General features: G+C 73.7%; 15 protein-coding genes and 1 pseudogene. 8 read left to right on the forward strand and 8 right to left on the reverse strand.

The window, feature by feature from the left end:
• The first annotated feature begins 43 nt into the window (after positions 1-43).
• The 3 genes from ACTJIY_RS17725 to ACTJIY_RS17735 all read left to right on the forward strand — a co-directional run bounded on the left by ACTJIY_RS17725 (position 44) and on the right by ACTJIY_RS17735 (position 3,705).
• Positions 44-1,501 carry an MFS transporter gene (locus tag ACTJIY_RS17725; RefSeq protein ID WP_440674970.1) on the forward strand — a complete coding sequence of 486 codons (1,458 nt, stop codon included), beginning with the start codon at positions 44-46 and terminating at the stop codon, positions 1,499-1,501.
• A gap of 24 nt (positions 1,502-1,525) precedes the next feature.
• A complete protein-coding gene (locus tag ACTJIY_RS17730; protein ID WP_253050084.1) occupies positions 1,526-2,209 on the forward strand; it encodes a TetR/AcrR family transcriptional regulator in 684 nt (227 codons plus the stop codon).
• Positions 2,210-2,283: 74 nt separating this feature from the next.
• Positions 2,284-3,705 (forward strand): dipeptidase, encoded by a 1,422-nt coding sequence (locus tag ACTJIY_RS17735; protein ID WP_353709067.1) that lies wholly within the window; start codon positions 2,284-2,286, stop codon positions 3,703-3,705.
• A 37-nt stretch (positions 3,706-3,742) separates the two neighbouring features.
• Here ACTJIY_RS17735 and ACTJIY_RS17740 read toward each other — a convergent pair whose 3' ends face one another.
• From ACTJIY_RS17740 to nadA, 4 genes are all read right to left on the reverse strand, one after another.
• Complete coding sequence (locus tag ACTJIY_RS17740) at positions 3,743-4,567, reverse strand: hypothetical protein (RefSeq protein WP_440674969.1); 825 nt, start codon at positions 4,565-4,567, stop codon at positions 3,743-3,745.
• Positions 4,568-4,615: 48 nt separating this feature from the next.
• Positions 4,616-5,146 carry an acyl-CoA thioesterase gene (locus tag ACTJIY_RS17745; protein ID WP_440674968.1) on the reverse strand — a complete coding sequence of 177 codons (531 nt, stop codon included), beginning with the start codon at positions 5,144-5,146 and terminating at the stop codon, positions 4,616-4,618.
• 162 nt (positions 5,147-5,308) lie between these two features.
• Positions 5,309-5,908 (reverse strand): DJ-1/PfpI family protein, encoded by a 600-nt coding sequence (locus ACTJIY_RS17750; protein ID WP_440674967.1) that lies wholly within the window; start codon positions 5,906-5,908, stop codon positions 5,309-5,311.
• Between the two features lie 52 nt (positions 5,909-5,960).
• Positions 5,961-7,169, reverse strand: coding sequence for a quinolinate synthase NadA (gene nadA / locus ACTJIY_RS17755; protein WP_440674993.1), 1,209 nt, complete (start codon positions 7,167-7,169; stop codon positions 5,961-5,963).
• Positions 7,170-7,283: 114 nt separating this feature from the next.
• Between nadA and ACTJIY_RS17760 the strand changes: the two genes are divergently transcribed.
• Entirely contained in the window at positions 7,284-8,501 is a 1,218-nt protein-coding gene (locus tag ACTJIY_RS17760; protein ID WP_440674966.1) for a glycerate kinase, read from the forward strand.
• Between the two features lie 12 nt (positions 8,502-8,513).
• Here ACTJIY_RS17760 and ACTJIY_RS17765 read toward each other — a convergent pair whose 3' ends face one another.
• Positions 8,514-8,942, reverse strand: a complete 429-nt coding sequence (locus ACTJIY_RS17765) for a VOC family protein (protein WP_353709071.1) — start codon at positions 8,940-8,942, stop codon at positions 8,514-8,516.
• Between the two features lie 191 nt (positions 8,943-9,133).
• Here ACTJIY_RS17765 and erpA point away from each other — a divergent pair, with 191 nt between their 5' ends.
• Positions 9,134-9,484: an iron-sulfur cluster insertion protein ErpA gene (gene erpA / locus ACTJIY_RS17770; RefSeq protein ID WP_047234275.1), complete on the forward strand. Its 351-nt coding sequence runs from the start codon at positions 9,134-9,136 to the stop codon at positions 9,482-9,484.
• Between the two features lie 104 nt (positions 9,485-9,588).
• Here the strand turns inward: erpA and ACTJIY_RS17775 are convergent, their stop codons facing one another.
• Both ACTJIY_RS17775 and ACTJIY_RS17780 read right to left on the reverse strand, forming a co-directional pair.
• Complete coding sequence (locus ACTJIY_RS17775) at positions 9,589-9,822, reverse strand: sulfurtransferase TusA family protein (RefSeq protein WP_253050066.1); 234 nt, start codon at positions 9,820-9,822, stop codon at positions 9,589-9,591.
• A gap of 17 nt (positions 9,823-9,839) precedes the next feature.
• On the reverse strand, positions 9,840-10,985 hold the full coding sequence (locus tag ACTJIY_RS17780; RefSeq protein WP_440674965.1) for a cysteine desulfurase family protein: 1,146 nt from the start codon (positions 10,983-10,985) through the stop codon (positions 9,840-9,842).
• Between the two features lie 400 nt (positions 10,986-11,385).
• Here ACTJIY_RS17780 and ctaC point away from each other — a divergent pair, with 400 nt between their 5' ends.
• From ctaC to ACTJIY_RS17795, 3 genes are read left to right on the forward strand one after another with little or no spacing between them, the layout of a single operon-like run.
• Entirely contained in the window at positions 11,386-12,306 is a 921-nt protein-coding gene (gene ctaC, locus ACTJIY_RS17785; RefSeq protein WP_253050061.1) for an aa3-type cytochrome oxidase subunit II, read from the forward strand.
• Positions 12,306-14,129: an aa3-type cytochrome oxidase subunit I gene (ctaD, locus tag ACTJIY_RS17790; RefSeq protein WP_253050058.1), complete on the forward strand. Its 1,824-nt coding sequence runs from the start codon at positions 12,306-12,308 to the stop codon at positions 14,127-14,129. The genes ctaC and ctaD overlap by 1 nt, the downstream gene beginning before the upstream one ends.
• On the forward strand, positions 14,126-14,524 hold the full coding sequence (locus ACTJIY_RS17795; protein ID WP_047234280.1) for a cytochrome c oxidase subunit 4: 399 nt from the start codon (positions 14,126-14,128) through the stop codon (positions 14,522-14,524). Before ctaD ends, ACTJIY_RS17795 begins: the two co-directional genes overlap by 4 nt.
• A gap of 244 nt (positions 14,525-14,768) precedes the next feature.
• Here the strand turns inward: ACTJIY_RS17795 and ACTJIY_RS17800 are convergent.
• Positions 14,769-14,864, reverse strand: a pseudogene (locus ACTJIY_RS17800) (superoxide dismutase); the annotation flags it as partial.

The following is a 14,864-nucleotide window of genomic DNA, read 5'->3' on the forward strand; positions in this document are numbered from 1 at the left end:
TTACAAGACGATACGTAACGTTGACGCCGGAGGAGAGAGAGCCATGAGCCGCACGACCGAAGCCACCGTGACGACGACCGTCCGGGCAGGACCCCAGGAGTGGGCGGGGCTGGTCCTGCTCGTGCTCCCGATGCTCATGGTCGCGACCGACCTCACCGTGCTGTTCTTCGCGCTGCCCTCGATCATCGTGGACCTGGACGCCTCGGCCACGCAGGCGCTGTGGATCTCCCACGTCTACGGCTTCCTCATCGGCGGGACGCTCGTCACCGCCGGGCGGCTCGCGGACCGCGTCGGCGCACGTCGGCTTCTGCTCGTCGGGGCGACCGCGTTCGCAGCCCTGTCCGTGCTCGCCGCGACCGCGACGAGCGCGGAGACGCTGATCCTCGCCCGGGCACTGCTCGGCGTCGCGGGCTCGACCCTCATGCCCGCGCTCTTCTCCCTCCTGCGCCAGATGTTTCGTGCCGATGCGCAGCGGCGCCTCGCGATCGCGATCCTCTTCAGCGCCTTCTCGGTCGGCGCCGCGATCGGGCCGGTCCTGGGCGGTGCACTCCTCGAGCGGTTCTGGTGGGGTTCCGTCTTCCTCGTCAACGTGCCGCCCATGCTCGCGCTCGTGCTCCTCGGACCGTGGCTCCTACCGAGGCCACGCGGGACGAACGACGGGGGGCGGCTCGACCTGACGAGCGTCGCACTGTCCGTCGTGGGGATGCTCGCCGTCGTCTTCGGTCTCCAGGAGCTCGCGGCCGGTCCTTCCGGAGGCACGACGGCGGTGCGTGACGCCGCCGTGATGGTCGCCGGAGCGCTGCTGCTCGGGCTCTTCGCCCGACGCCAGCGACGGCTCCCCGACCCGTTGCTCGACCTGCGCCTCGTCACGGCGCGGCGGCCGGCCGCGGCCCTCGGCACGCTGCTGCTGACCGGGATCGGCGTCGTCGGGGTGTACTACCTGTTCACCCAGCACCTGCAGCGCGCGGCCGGTCTGGACCCTCTCGAGGCGGGCCTGTGGACGTTGCCGTACGTCGCGGTGAACATCCTCGGCGCGCTGCTCGCTCCTGGTCTCGCCTCCCGGTTCCGCCCCGAGGTGGTCGTCGCCGTCAGCCTGGTCGTGATCGTCGCGGGGGCCGTGCTGACCGTGGTCGTCGGGTGGGCGGGGGCACCCGTGCCGGCGCTCGCGGGGTCGGTCGCCGTGCTCGGCCTCGGGCACGGTGCCGCGGCGGCGCTCGTGAGTGACCTCGTCATCTCGTCGGCGCCACCCGAGCAGACGGGTTCCGCCGCCGCGACGCAGGAGGTGTCCGCCGAGCTCGGTACGGCGCTCGGCATCGCGGCGGCCGGGGTCCTGTCCGTCGTCGTGCACCGCTCGGCGCTCCGTGACGGCGCGGCCCTCGCGGAGGACGGCGGCGCGCCCACCCAGGGGCTCCCGGCCTACGCGGTCGTCGCGGCGCTGCTCGTGGGTCTCGCGGCGACGCTCGTGCTCCGGGTCCTCGTGCGCCCGGACCGTCGCGGCTGACGGTCCGCGGATACGATCACGACCATGTCCAGCGCTTCCGGCATCCCGACCCCGGGCGGTGGTGGCCGGCCGCGTGACCGCCAGATCGACCGCGCGGTGCTCGACGCGGCGTCCGCGCTCCTGGACTCCGGGGGCTACGCGCAGCTGACGCTCGAGAAGGTGGCACGCCGTGCCGGGACCACGCGGCCCGCGATCTACCGCCGCTGGGCGGGGCGCGCGCCGTTGGCCCTCGCCGCGATCGCGGCCCGGCTGAGCGTCCCCGAGGCGCCGGACACCGGATGCACCCTGTGCGACCTCGGCGAGAGCCTCGGAGTGTTCCTGGGCGCGTACCGCGCGACCAGGCCGGACGTCCTCGCTGCGCTGTACGCGGAGTGCGCGCCCGACCCGGCGCTGCGCGAGCGCTACCTCGCCGTGGTCGTCGAGCCGTCGCGGCGGGCCGTCGCCGCGACCCTCGCCCACGCGGCGACGCGTGGCGACCTGCGCGAGGACGTCGACCAGGACCAGGTCGTGGACCTGTTCGCGTCGCTCGTCCAGTACCGCGCGCTGTTCGGCGACACGCACCTGAGCGACACGGAGGCCGAGAGCGCGATCGAGCTCGTCCTCCGTGGCCTCGCCGTCGACTACGACGCGCTCCTCGCGCGCAGCGCGGCGCTCGAGCTCGAGCACCGGGGCGGGCCGGACGCGCCGCACGTCCACCTCCCGGGCTGACTCGACCCGCGAGGGAAGAGTCTCGGGGATGCGGCAGAGCCCACCGCACGTCCGGTTGTCGTACCGTGCTCGTCGTGACGAACTCACCTGAACCCACCGTCCCCGCGCCCGGCACCGCGACCGACCCCGAGCTCGCGACCACGCTCCGCGAGACCGTCGCGCGCCTGTTCCCCGCGCTGCGTGCGGACCTCGAGTCCCTCGTGCGCGTGCCGAGCGTGTCGAACGCCGCGTTCGACCAGGCGCACGTCGCGGCGAGCGCCGATGCCGTGGCGGCGCTGCTGCGCGACGCCGGTCTGCCCGAGGTGCAGGTGCTGCGCGCTCGGGCCGCCGACGGCACGGAGGGCGCGCCGGCCGTCGTCGCGCGCCGTCCTGCGCCCGACGGCGCCCCGACCGTCCTCCTGTACGCGCACCACGACGTGCAGCCCCCGGGCGACGCCGCGACCTGGGAGTCCGACCCGTTCGAGCCGACCGAGCGCGACGGGCGCCTGTACGGGCGCGGTGCGGCGGACGACAAGGCGGGGGTCGTGGCGCACCTGGGTGCGCTGCGCGCGCTCACGGAGGTCGGTGACCTGCCTGTCGGCGTGACGGTCTTCGTCGAGGGCGAGGAGGAGATCGGCTCGCCGACGTTCCTGCCGTTCCTCACGCAGTACCGCGACCTGCTCGCGGCGGACGTCATCGTCGTCGCGGACTCGTCGAACTGGAAGGTCGGCGTCCCCGCGCTCACGACGTCGCTGCGCGGCCTCGTCGACTGCGAGGTCGAGGTCGCCGTGCTCGACCACGCGGTGCACTCGGGCATGTTCGGCGGTCCCGTGCTCGACGCGGTGACGCTGCTCGCGCGGCTGATCACCACCCTGCACGACGACGCGGGCAACGTGGCCGTGCCCGGGCTCGTCACGGCGGACGAGCCGACCGTGGACTACGCCGAGGCCGACTTCCGCGCCGACTCCTCGCTGCTCGACGGGACCGTCCTCGCAGGCGAGGGCAGCATCGCGGGCCGGCTGTGGACCAAGCCGGCGATCGCCGTGATCGGGCTCGACGCGCCGAGCGTCGCGCACGCGTCGAACACCCTCACGCCCCGCGCGACCGCGAAGCTCTCGGTGCGGCTCGCGCCGGGTCAGGACCCGGCGGCCGCGATGGCGGCGCTGCGTACGCACCTGGAGGGGAACGCTCCGCTCGGCGCGCGCGTCACGGTCCGCGACGGCGAGCAGGGCAAGCCGTTCCTCGCCCCGGGTGACTCCGAGGCGATGCGGGCCGCGCGGTGGGCGTTCGCGACGTCGTGGGGCACCGACCCGGTCGACATCGGCGTGGGCGGGTCGATCCCCTTCATCGCAGACCTGCTCGAGGTGTTCCCCGACGCGGCGATCCTCGTGACGGGCGTCGAGGACCCGGACTCGCGCGCGCACGGCGCGAACGAGTCGGTGCACCTCGGCGAGCTGGAGAAGGTGGTGCTCGCCGAGGCGCTCCTGCTCGCCCGGCTAGGCGGCGCGGTCGCCTGACCCGACCGTCCGTCCGTGCGCGGCGGCGCTCGACCGGTCAGCCGGGGAGCGCCGCCCGCAGGTCGGCGGCCTCGGCGAGGGCGTGCTCGACGACGGTGCGCACGTCAGGGGAGAGGGCGGCCGCCAGCGCGTCGAGGTCGTCGAGGTGCGTGCGGGCAGCGTCGGGATCGTCCGCGCGGACGGCGAGCTCGGCGAGGTAGGCGAGGGCGCGCACGCGGTCGGCGACGTCGGCGTCGTCCCCGGCACGCCGCAGCGCGCCCGCGAGGATCTTGCGCGCCTGGACGGGGTCGCCGTGCGAGTCCGCCTGCACGACGGCGTCGTCCAGCGCCCGGGCGAGCCGTCCCTCGGGCCGCGCGGCGTACGCGTCGACGGCGGACGCCCCGGCCGCGTCCGTGGTCGGCGCCGCCGCGGCGGGAGGGCGGCGCATCACGCGGACCCAGTTGCCGGCGGGGTCCACGAGGCTGAATCCCGTCGCGCCGCCCGCGTTCGCGCGCCGTCGGGGTCGGGTGATCCGCGGGAACCCGGTGAGCGGCAGGCGCCCGTAGCGGGCGCGCAGCCCCGTGGCGAACGCCTCGAAGACGGGCGCCGTGTCCTCCACGACGACGATGCACGTGCTGTAGCTGTCCTGCGGCTCGATCCCGTCGAGCCCGAAGTAGTGGATGTCCACGCCGCCGCGCCGCACCGCGAGATACGGGTTCGGCCGGAGCTGGCGGTACGTCACGTCGAAGCCGAGCGCGGTCCAGAAGTCGCGCAGCTCGTCGATGTCCCGGCAGGGAAGGGCCGGGACCATGGTCGCGTCGAACGGGTCGGTGGCGGGGTGGTCCGGGTGCGGGTCGGGGTCAGGGGCTCGGTCGGCGGTCACCGTGCCATCGAAGCACCCGACCCCCGCGCGGGACCAGGGTGCTGGTCGTCAGCCGCGGTGCGCGACGTCGACCGCCCGGGACCACCGGTCCACGTCGTCCGGGAGCTCGGGAGAGGTGACGTCGCCGCCGAGGAGCCCGACGACGTCGGGGGCGGCGATCCGGTCGCCCGACCCGCGCGCCAGGAACCGGCCCGCGACGAGGCCGCGCGCGCACAGGTCCGCGCCGCGCGTGAACACCTGCTCGAGGTAGACGACGCGCTCGTCCCACCCGAGGACGCGCGTCGTGATCTCGAAGCGGTCCCACAGCTGGAGGGAGCGGCGGTACTTCATGGTCGACGCCGCGACGACGGGGTACCAGCCCTTGTCCCTGAGCAGGGGGAACCCGCCGAGGTCGGCGATGAAGTTGCTGCGCGCGACGTCCATCATCTGCAGATACGTCCCGTTGTTGACGTGCAGGTAGAAGTCGAGGTCGCCGGGGTGCACGCGCATGCGGGTGACGGACGGCTCGAGGACGCCCCGGCCCGGCACGGCCTTGCGCGGGAGCGTGCTGGCGACGAGGAGCTGGATCTGGCGGGTCACCCGGGCAGGCTACTACCTCGCACGGGCGGTATCAGGTACCTTCGCAGGCGGGCGGGGCGTGGAGGTCTCGGCCCGCCACGGCGCCTCGTGCCCGTCCGCGCGGCGAGCCGGACGGTGGTCGCCAGAGCAAGATGCCGTCGGCGTCAGGGTGACGCGGCCGCCTCAGACCGGAGGGTCGGGGTCGTACTGGATCCCGCGGCGCACGGCGCGCGCGACGTCGTCGCTCTCCAGGCGCGCGACGAGGTGCAGGGCCATGTCGATCCCCGCGGACACGCCCGCGGACGTGACGACGTCGCCGTCGTCCACGAAACGCGCCTCGGTGTCCAGCACGACGCTCGGGTCGATCTCCGCGAGCTCGTCGTAGTGCGCCCAGTGCGTCGTCGCGGGCCGCCCCGCGAGCAGCCCCGCCGCGGCGAGCACGAGCGACCCCGTGCACACGCTCGCGATGACGGGGGTCTGGGCGCGCATCGCGCGCAGCCACTCGAGGTGCACGCGGTCCGCGAGCAGCGAGTGCGTCCCCCAACCGCCCGGGTAGACGAGCAGGTGGAGCGGGCCGACGTCGTCCGCCGAGCGGTCGGGGAGCAGCCGCAGGCCCTTCGCGAGCCGCACGCCGCCGCCGTCCCACGAGAACGTGGACACGTGCGGCTTGAGCGCCGAGTGCTCGGCCCACGCGGACAGCACCTCGAACGGCCCGGCGACGTCGAGCTCCTCCGCCTCGTCGAACACGAAGATGCCGACGTTCATGCCGTTCCCGGTGCTCATGCCATACCTCCGCGTGCCCCCGGCTGCTCGAGGGACCTCGGCTCCCGTCGGGCTAGATGCCCGGCAGGGCGAGCATCTGGTCGAGCGCGACGCGCGCCCAGTGCGCGTCGTCCGCGTCCACGACGATCCGGTTCACGACGCGGCCCGCGACGAGCGACTCCATGGCCCACACGAGGTGGGGCAGGTCGATCCGGTTCATCGTCGAGCAGAAGCACACCGTCGAGTCGAGGTAGTGCACCTGCTTGTCCGGGTGGGCGCGCGCGACGCGGCGCACCAGGTTGAGCTCGGTCCCGATCGCCCACGACGAGCCCGGCTCGGCGGCGTCGAGCATCGTGATGATGTACTCCGTCGACCCGACGAAGTCCGCCGCCGTCACGACCTCGTGCTTGCACTCGGGGTGCACCAGGACGTTGACGTCCGGCACCGCGGCGCGCACGTCGCTCACGTTCTTCGCCGAGAACCGGCCGTGGACCGAGCAGTGCCCGCGCCACAGGATCATGCGCGCGTCGCGCAGCTCGGCGTCCGTGAGGCCGCCGTTCGGCTTGCGCGGGTCGAACACGACGCAGTCGTCGAGCGACATCGCGAGCTTCAGCACCGCCGTGTTGCGACCGAGGTGCTGGTCCGGCAGGAACAGCACCTTGCCCGTGCCGTCCACGCCACCCACCTGGTCGAACGCCCAGCGCAGCGCGACCTCCGCGTTCGACGAGGTGCACACGGTGCCGCCGTGGCGACCCGTGAACGCCTTGATCGCCGCCGAGGAGTTCATGTACGTCACGGGGACCGTGGAGTCGGCGACGCCGACCTCCTCGAGCACGTCCCACGCGTCCTCGACCTGGTCGATCGCCGCCATGTCCGCCATCGAGCAGCCGGCCGCGAGGTCCGGCAGCACGACCTGCTGCGCGTCGGACGTGAGGATGTCCGCGCTCTCCGCCATGAAGTGCACGCCGCAGAAGAGGATGAACTCCGCCTCGGGCCGCGCCGCGGCCTCGCGCGCGAGCTTGAACGAGTCGCCCGTCACGTCGGCGAAGTCGATGACCTCGTCGCGCTGGTAGTGGTGACCGAGCACGAACGCCCGCTCGCCCAGCGCGGCGCGGGCGGCCCGGGCGCGCTCCACGAGGTCCGGGTCGCTCGGCGCGGGCAGCTCGCCCACGCACTCGACCCCGCGCTCGGACGCGAGGTCGCGGCCCTGGCCCAGCAGGAGCAGGGCGGAAGGACTGGGTTCGGCGAACCCGCCCTGGCGCGAGGTGTTCGGCCCGTCCACGGACGACAGCAAGGTGCTACCAGTGCTCACGGCACCATCGTCGCACAGCGCCGCCGCGGCCGAGCGGGCGTCCCGCGGGGACCGGACGGGCGTCCGCCCTGGCACAATCCGGGCATGCGCGTGCTGCTCACCGGGTCCGCCGTCCCACCCGTGCCCGACGGCGCGTGGCCGGCCGCGGCGGCCGCGTCGCCACCCGTCCCGGCAGGGCCCTCGCTCGACGACGTCGCGGGCTGGTGGGCGCCGCACGCCCAGGTCGAGACCGTGCCGCTCGCAGCGTCGGGGCCCGCGTTCCTCGACGCGGTCGCGCCCGTCGCGCCCGAGGTGCTCGCCGGGGCGGTCCCGGGGCCGGACGGGGACGACGTCCCGGTCGCGGTCCGCCGTCGGACGCCGGGCGGCGACGGCACGGGCACGCGCCGGACCGTCTACGTCGACGCCTCCCAGGTGCCTGCCACCGGCGCCGGCGAGGCGCTCGACGGCGACGCGGGAGCGGTGACCGTGCCCGCGCGGTCCTCGACCGCCGTCGGCCACCTCCTGGCGCTCGCGGCCGACGCCGCACGCGGACCCGACGGGGCGCCCGGGCGGGTCGTCCTCGCCACCGGCGGGAGCACGAGCCACGACGCCGGGCGCGGGGCGCTCCTGGCGCTCGCGGGGGCGGCGTCGCTCGCCGGCGACCCGGGGACCGCCGTCCCGACCGACGTCGTGCGCGCCGCGCGGGCGGCGCTCGGGGGCGCCGACCTCGTGGCGGCCGTCGCGTCCGACGTCCCGCTGCTCGGCCTGCACGGGGCGAGCGCGGTGCTCGACGCCCGCGGCGTGGACCCCGCGGTGGCCCAGCACCTCGAGCGCGCGCTCGGCGGGGTCGCGCACGGCGTGGCGTCCGCCGTCGACCACGCGGCGGAGACCGGGGGAGCGGGCCGTGCGCTCGCGGGCCGGGACCTCCTCGCCGCGGCGACGGCGGGCCGTCGCCTGGCCGGACTGCCCGGGGCCGGGAGCGGGGGCGGGCTCGCCTACGCGGTCGCGGCGCTGGGTGGTCGGCTCGTGCCCGGGCTGCGCGTCGTCGCCGACGACCTGGGCCTGGACGCGCGCCTGGCGGGTGCGGAGGCCGTCGTCGTGCTCGCGGACGAGCTCGGCGCCCACGAGCTGGGGGACGGGACGGTGCGCGAGGTCGCGGTCCGCGCCGCGCACCACGCGCTCCCCGTCGTCGTGGTGGCGCGCGCGGTCGTCGCGGGGCGGCGTGAGCAGGCCGCCGCGGGGCTCAGCGGCGCGTACGCGTGGGGCGACGGCGACCCGCGCGCGCTCGTGGAGCGCGTCGCGCGCACCTGGTCGCGCGGCTGACGGCGGGGCGCCTCAGCCGAGGTCGACGGTCCCGTCCGCGCGGACGGACCAGGCGGGGTTGTGCGCGACCTCCCACACCAGCCCGTTGGGGTCCGCGACGTGAGCGTGGAAGACGCCGCCGAACTCGCCCTCCTGCGGCGCCTTGCGGACGGTCCCGCCCGCGTCGACCATCGCCTGCACGAGCTCGACGACCGCGGCCCGGGACCCCACGTTGTGCGACAGCGTGAGGCCCGTCGTGGCGGGCGTCGCGTCGGGGGTGCCGGCGTCGCGCGCGAAGGCCGACTCCTCGAAGAAGCCGAGGAGCTGGCCCGCCGCCGAGCGGTAGAAGACGATCTCGCCCGGCACGTCGAGCTGCGCGGTCCAGCCGAGCGCGCCGTAGAAGGCCCGCGCGGCGTCCAGGTCGCGCGTCGCGACCGTCACGAAGTGCAACGACTGGTCCATGCGTCTCCCGTCGGGGGGCCGCGCCACCGGTGCGGCGCGGGCTCCGTTCGACCGTACGCCGTCGCGTGGTCGTAGACTCGGGAACACGACCGGCACGAGTGGTGTTGAGGACCTGACGGGATCTCTCTCGAGAGGTCCGTAGAAGCCGGCCACCACCGGGGCAGCACTGCCCCCGACAGCGCGGAGACGAGATGAGCGAGACCACCGACATTGCCACGCACGGCGTCAACCTGACCGACGGGGCCGCGGACAAGGTCCGCACCCTCCTCGAGCAGGAGGGTCGCGACGACCTGCGCCTGCGCGTCGCGGTGCAGCCCGGCGGCTGCTCCGGCCTGATCTACCAGCTCTACTTCGACGAGCGCGTGCTCGACGGCGACGCGCTGCGCGACTACGACGGCGTCGAGGTCGTGGTCGACAAGATGAGCGTCCCGTACCTCGAGGGCGCGACGATCGACTTCGCGGACACGATCGAGAAGCAGGGCTTCACGATCGACAACCCCAACGCGGGCAGCGCCTGCGCCTGCGGCGGCTCCTTCAGCTGACCCGCCCGGCGTGCCCCGCACGCCGCACCGGACCGCACGAGCCCGGCCACCCGCACCGCGGGTGGCCGGGCTCGCGTCGTCCCGGCGGCGAGCCCGGCGAGACGTCAGGCGCCGAGCTCGACCGTGATCGCCCAGGCGCCCTCGTCCTGGTCGTCGCGCGCGAGCGGCTCGTCGCCGACGACCGTGTGCCCGCGCATCCGTGCCCAGGCCGGGACGTCGAGGCGCGCGGCCGGATCGGTCGACCACACCGTCAGGCGCGTGCCGGGGTCCCGGTCGCGCGCCGCCGCGGCGAGCCGGATCACCGGCAGCGGGCAGCGCAGACCGCGTGCGTCGACCACGTCGGGAGCGTCGCCCGTCACAGGCCCTGCACCCCCAGCGTCGCGCGCACGCGCGCGACCGCCCCGGGCAGCGCGTCGAGCAGCCGGTCGACGTCCGCCGCGCTCGTCGACCGGTCGAGCGCGATGCGCACGTTCCCGTGCGTGAGCACGCCCATCGCGGCCAGGACGTGCGACGGCTCGAGGGAGCTCGACGTGCACGCGGACCCCGACCCGACGGCGACACCCTCGCGGTCGAGGTCGGTGAGCAGGGCCTCGCCGTCCACGTAGAGGAACGAGAACGTCGCCACGTGCGGCAGGCGGTCGGCCGGGTCGCCGACCACCTCGACGTCGGGGATCTCGGCGACGCGCGCCCGGACCCGGTCGACGAGCGCACGGCGGCGGGCGTCCTCGGCCTCCCGGTCGGCCAGCACGGCCTGGAGCGCGACGGCGGCCGCGAACGCCGCGGGCACGGACACCCCTCCGGGTGCCCACGGGTCGGGGTCCTCCGGGAACGGGCTGCGCCGTCGGACGCGGGAGCGGACCGCGAGCACCCCGACCCCGGGACCTCCGCCCCAGTCGGCGGGGTCGGCGGCGAGAGCGTCCCACGACGCGGGGACCTCGTCGTGGCCGACGCTCGCCCCCGCGTCGACGAGGAGCGGGACCCCGGCCGCGCGCGCGGCGTCGTGCACCGCCACGACGGGCTGGCGCGTGCCCACCTCGCCGTTGGCGAGCTGGAGCGCGGCGAGCGCGACCCCCGGGCGCGCGACGGCGTCGGACATCGCGGCCGCGTCGACCCGGCCGGTGCGGTCCACGTCGACGACCTCGCGCTCGAGCCCGCCGTGCTCGGCGGCGTGCAGCACGGCGGCACGCTCGACGGCGCCGACGACGACCCGTCGGCCGAGGCGTGCGCGTGCGCCGGACAGGGCGGCGACGCCGGTGTGCAACGACGCCGTGTGGGAGGGCGTGAAGTGCACCTCCTCCGTCCGCACGCCGAGCGCGGCACCGACGGCCTCGCGTGCGCCGTCGAGCAGCGCGGCGGCACGACGACCCTCCGCGTGCAGGCGGCGGGGGTCGGCCCAGCCGTCGTCGAGCGCACGGTCGAAGGCCTCGCGCGCGAGGGGGTGCCAGGGCGCGCGCCCGCCGTTGTCGAGCCGGGCCCGGCGGACGGGGGTGGTGTGTGTCACATGGCCTCCTGGGCGCTGGCGGTCGGGCCGCGTGGGCGCGGCGCGGGCGGGCGAGCCGGTCGACCGCGCCGGGGTGGCGCGTCGCGGGTCTCCCGCGGGGCGCCGGATCGTTGCGCTCGCGCGGACCGCGACGGGGCGTCGGTGCGAGCCCGGACGCTCCACCGGCACGGTACCGCCCTGCCGGGCGGAGCGTCGGTGTGGCAAGGATCTGACAGACCTGGCGCGGGTGTGGTGAACCCGCCCTGACCGGCGGCGACGTGTGCCGCATCTCGCCCGTCCAGCGCGCGTTCCGGGGCACGAAGGGCGGAATCCCGCGCTAGGCTTCGTGTGTCGAGGACGAAGGTCCTGTGCTGGGCTCGTAAAGACGGGTTCGGGCAGGACGTGACGTGAAAGGCCCCCCTTGCACTCGCAACCCCCTAGCCGCACACGGCGCACCATCCTGCGGGCGACGGCCCTCGCCGTCGCCGTCGCTGCGGTGGCGTCCGGCTGCGCCAGCGACACGGTCCAGCGCGGGTTCCTGCCCGGTTACGAGGACGGGGAGGTGACCAACCAGACCGCCCGGATCACGTCGCTGTGGACCGGCTCGTGGATCGCCGCCCTCATCGTCGGCGTCATCACGTGGGGCCTCATGCTGTGGTGCGTCGCGGCGTACCGCAAGCGCAAGGACGACCACCGGCTCCCGGTCCAGACGCGGTACCACCTGCCGCTCGAGATCATGTACACGGCCGTGCCGATCATCATGGTCCTCGTCCTGTTCTTCTACACGGACCGCGACATGTCCGCGATCGTGGACAAGGACGTCGAGTCGGACATGACCGTCCAGGTCATCGGCAAGCAGTGGAGCTGGGACTTCAACTACGTGGACGAGGACGTCTACGAGACCGGCCAGCACCTCGCCGACGTCGGCGGCACCATGACCGTGGACGCGGAGATCGACGGCGCGCCCGGCACGTCGGAGGCGCTGCCCACGCTGTACCTGCCGGCGGGGGAGAGCATCCGCTTCGTCCTGGACTCGCGCGACGTGATCCACTCGTTCTGGATCCCGGCGTTCCTCTACAAGCTCGACATGATCCCCCACCGCACCAACGAGTTCGTGGTCACCCCGCAGCGCGAGGGCGTCTACGCCGGCAAGTGCGCCGAGCTCTGCGGCGAGCACCACTCCGGGATGCTGTTCAACGTCGAGATCGTCGACCGCGCCGAGTTCGACGCGCAGATGGAGGCGCTCCGCGAGAAGGGGCAGGAGGGCCAGATCCCGGTCGAGGGATTCAGCCGCCTCCAGGACCCGAACCCCGTCCCCGCTAGCACGGAGGGTGAGCACTGATGGTCGCGCAGGCCGAAGTCATCCCCGGTCTCGCCCCTCGGCGTCAGACCCTCGGTCGGACCGTGATCAAGTGGGTCACGTCCACCGACCACAAGACGATCGGGTACATGTACCTGATCACGTCGTTCATCTTCTTCTGCATCGGCGGCCTCATGGCCCTCGTGATCCGCGCGGAGCTCTTCGAGCCCGGGATCCAGATCGTGCAGAGCAAGGAGCAGTACAACCAGCTCTTCACGATGCACGGCACGATCATGCTGCTGCTGTTCGCGACCCCGCTGTTCGCCGGGTTCGCCAACGTCATCATGCCGCTGCAGATCGGTGCGCCGGACGTCGCGTTCCCGCGACTGAACATGTTCGCGTACTGGCTCTACCTCTTCGGCGGTCTCATCGCCTCGGCCGGCTTCTTCACGCCGCAGGGCGCGGCCTCGTTCGGGTGGTTCGCCTACGCGCCGCTGTCGAACACGACGTTCAGTCCAGGTCTCGGGGGAGACCTGTGGGTGTTCGGCCTCGCGCTCGCCGGCTTCGGCACGATCCTCGGTGCCGTCAACTTCATCACCACGATCATCACCATGCGCGCCCCCGGCATGACGATGTTCCGCATGCCGATCTTCACGTGGAACACGCTCATCACGAGCCTCCTCGTGCTCATGGCGTTCCCGCCGCTGGCCGCCGCGCTCTTCGCGCTCGGCGCCGACCGGCGCTTCGGTGCCCAGATCTTCAACCCCGAGAACGGGGGAGCGATCCTCTGGCAGCACCTGTTCTGGTTCTTCGGGCACCCTGAGGTGTACATCATCGCGCTGCCGTTCTTCGGCATCGTGTCCGAGATCTTCCCGGTCTTCGCCCGCAAGCCGATCTTCGGCTACAAGGGCCTCGTCTACGCGACGATCGCCATCGCGGCGCTGTCCGTCACGGTGTGGGCGCACCACATGTACGTGACCGGCGCGGTCCTGCTGCCGTTCTTCGCGTTCATGACGATGCTCATCGCGGTCCCGACCGGCGTGAAGTTCTTCAACTGGATCGGCACGCTGTGGCGAGGCAAGCTCACGTTCGAGACACCGATGCTGTGGTCGATCGGCTTCCTCGTGACCTTCCTCTTCGGCGGCCTGACGGGCGTCATCCTGTCGAGCCCGGCCATGGACTTCCACATCTCCGACTCGTACTTCGTGGTGGCGCACTTCCACTACGTCGTGTTCGGCACCGTGGTGTTCGCGATGTTCGCGGGCTTCTACTTCTGGTGGCCCAAGTTCACCGGCCGGATGCTCAACGAGCGCCTCGGCAAGCTGCACTTCTGGCTGCTGTTCATCGGCTTCCACATGACGTTCCTCATCCAGCACTGGCTGGGCGTCGAGGGCATGCCGCGCCGCTACGCGGACTACGCGCCGTCGGACGGCTTCACGTGGGAGAACCAGGTCTCGACGGTCGGGGCGTTCATCCTCGCCGCGTCGACGCTGCCCTTCCTCTGGAACGTCTACACGACCTGGCGCAACGCGCCCAAGGTCGAGGTCGACGACCCGTGGGGCTACGGCCGTTCGCTCGAGTGGGCGACGTCCAGCCCGCCCCCGCGCCACAACTTCACGTCGCTGCCGCGCATCCGCTCCGAGTCGCCCGCGTTCGACCTGCACCACCCCGAGGTCGCGGCGATGGACCACGCCGAGCCGAACCCGAACGTCCTCGAGCAGGTCTACGGCGAGGCGGACCGTCGCGGTGAGAAGAGCGTCGCGCTCGACCGCCTGAGCGGCTCGGAGGCCGCGAGCGACTCCACGACGACCACGATCGTCGACGAACCCCGCACGGGCACGACGGACGAGGAGGCCGGGAAGTGAAGGTCGAGTACAAGCTGTTCCTCTACGGGACGCCGTTCTTCATCGCCGCAGGGCTCGTCTACGGCTTCTGGAGCCACTGGGAGCCCGTCGGGTCGGTCGCCATCCTCCTGACCGGCGCGCTGGTCGCGATGATCGGTGCCTACCTCATGCTCACGGCGAAGCGCATCGACGCCCGCCCTGAGGACGACCCCGAGGGCCTCATCGAGCAGGGCGCCGGCGACCAGGGCGTGTACGCCCCGTGGAGCTGGTGGCCGCTCGCCATCGCCGGCTCGGCCGCGATCGTCTTCCTCGGCCTCGCCGTCGGCTGGTGGCTCGTCTACGTAGGGATCGCCCTCGCCGCGGTCGCCCTCGTCGGCTGGGTCTTCGAGTTCTCCCGCGGCCAGCACGCCCACTGATCGACCCGACGTCGTCGCGACGTCCGAACGGCCCGATCCCCGTCCGGGGACCGGGCCGTTCGTCTTTCGTCGACCGGCTCGACGACATCGCGCGCCACCTCTTCGTGACGGCTGACTGAGCCGCCGCCCCCGTCAGGCTGTCGAACACGACATGAGGGTCGTTATCCATCGGATAACGAGCCTCATGTCGTGTTCGCCGGCGGGCGGTGTCGTGCTCGCCGGGCGGGTGTCGTCTGGCGGGGCGTCAGGCGGGGACGATGAGCCCGGCGGTCTGGGTCTTGGCGCGCTGGAGGCGGGCCTCGGCGTCGGACCAGTTGACGAGGTTCCACCAGGCGGTGAC

The sequence above is a fragment of the Cellulosimicrobium sp. 22598 genome (assembly GCF_052044445.1).
GTDB lineage: Bacteria > Actinomycetota > Actinomycetes > Actinomycetales > Cellulomonadaceae > Cellulosimicrobium > Cellulosimicrobium cellulans_G.

Coding starts and splice junctions, on each gene's coding strand:
- ACTJIY_RS17725 (WP_440674970.1), top strand. CDS start 44: ATGAGCCGCACGACCGAAGCCACCGTGACGACGACCGTCCGGGCAGGA.
- ACTJIY_RS17730 (WP_253050084.1), top strand. CDS start 1,526: ATGTCCAGCGCTTCCGGCATCCCGACCCCGGGCGGTGGTGGCCGGCCG.
- ACTJIY_RS17750 (WP_440674967.1), bottom strand. CDS start 5,908: ATGAGCACCGGGAACGGCATGAACGTCGGCATCTTCGTGTTCGACGAG.
- ACTJIY_RS17760 (WP_440674966.1), top strand. CDS start 7,284: ATGCGCGTGCTGCTCACCGGGTCCGCCGTCCCACCCGTGCCCGACGGC.
- ACTJIY_RS17765 (WP_353709071.1), bottom strand. CDS start 8,942: ATGGACCAGTCGTTGCACTTCGTGACGGTCGCGACGCGCGACCTGGAC.
- erpA (WP_047234275.1), top strand. CDS start 9,134: ATGAGCGAGACCACCGACATTGCCACGCACGGCGTCAACCTGACCGAC.
- ctaD (WP_253050058.1), top strand. CDS start 12,306: ATGGTCGCGCAGGCCGAAGTCATCCCCGGTCTCGCCCCTCGGCGTCAG.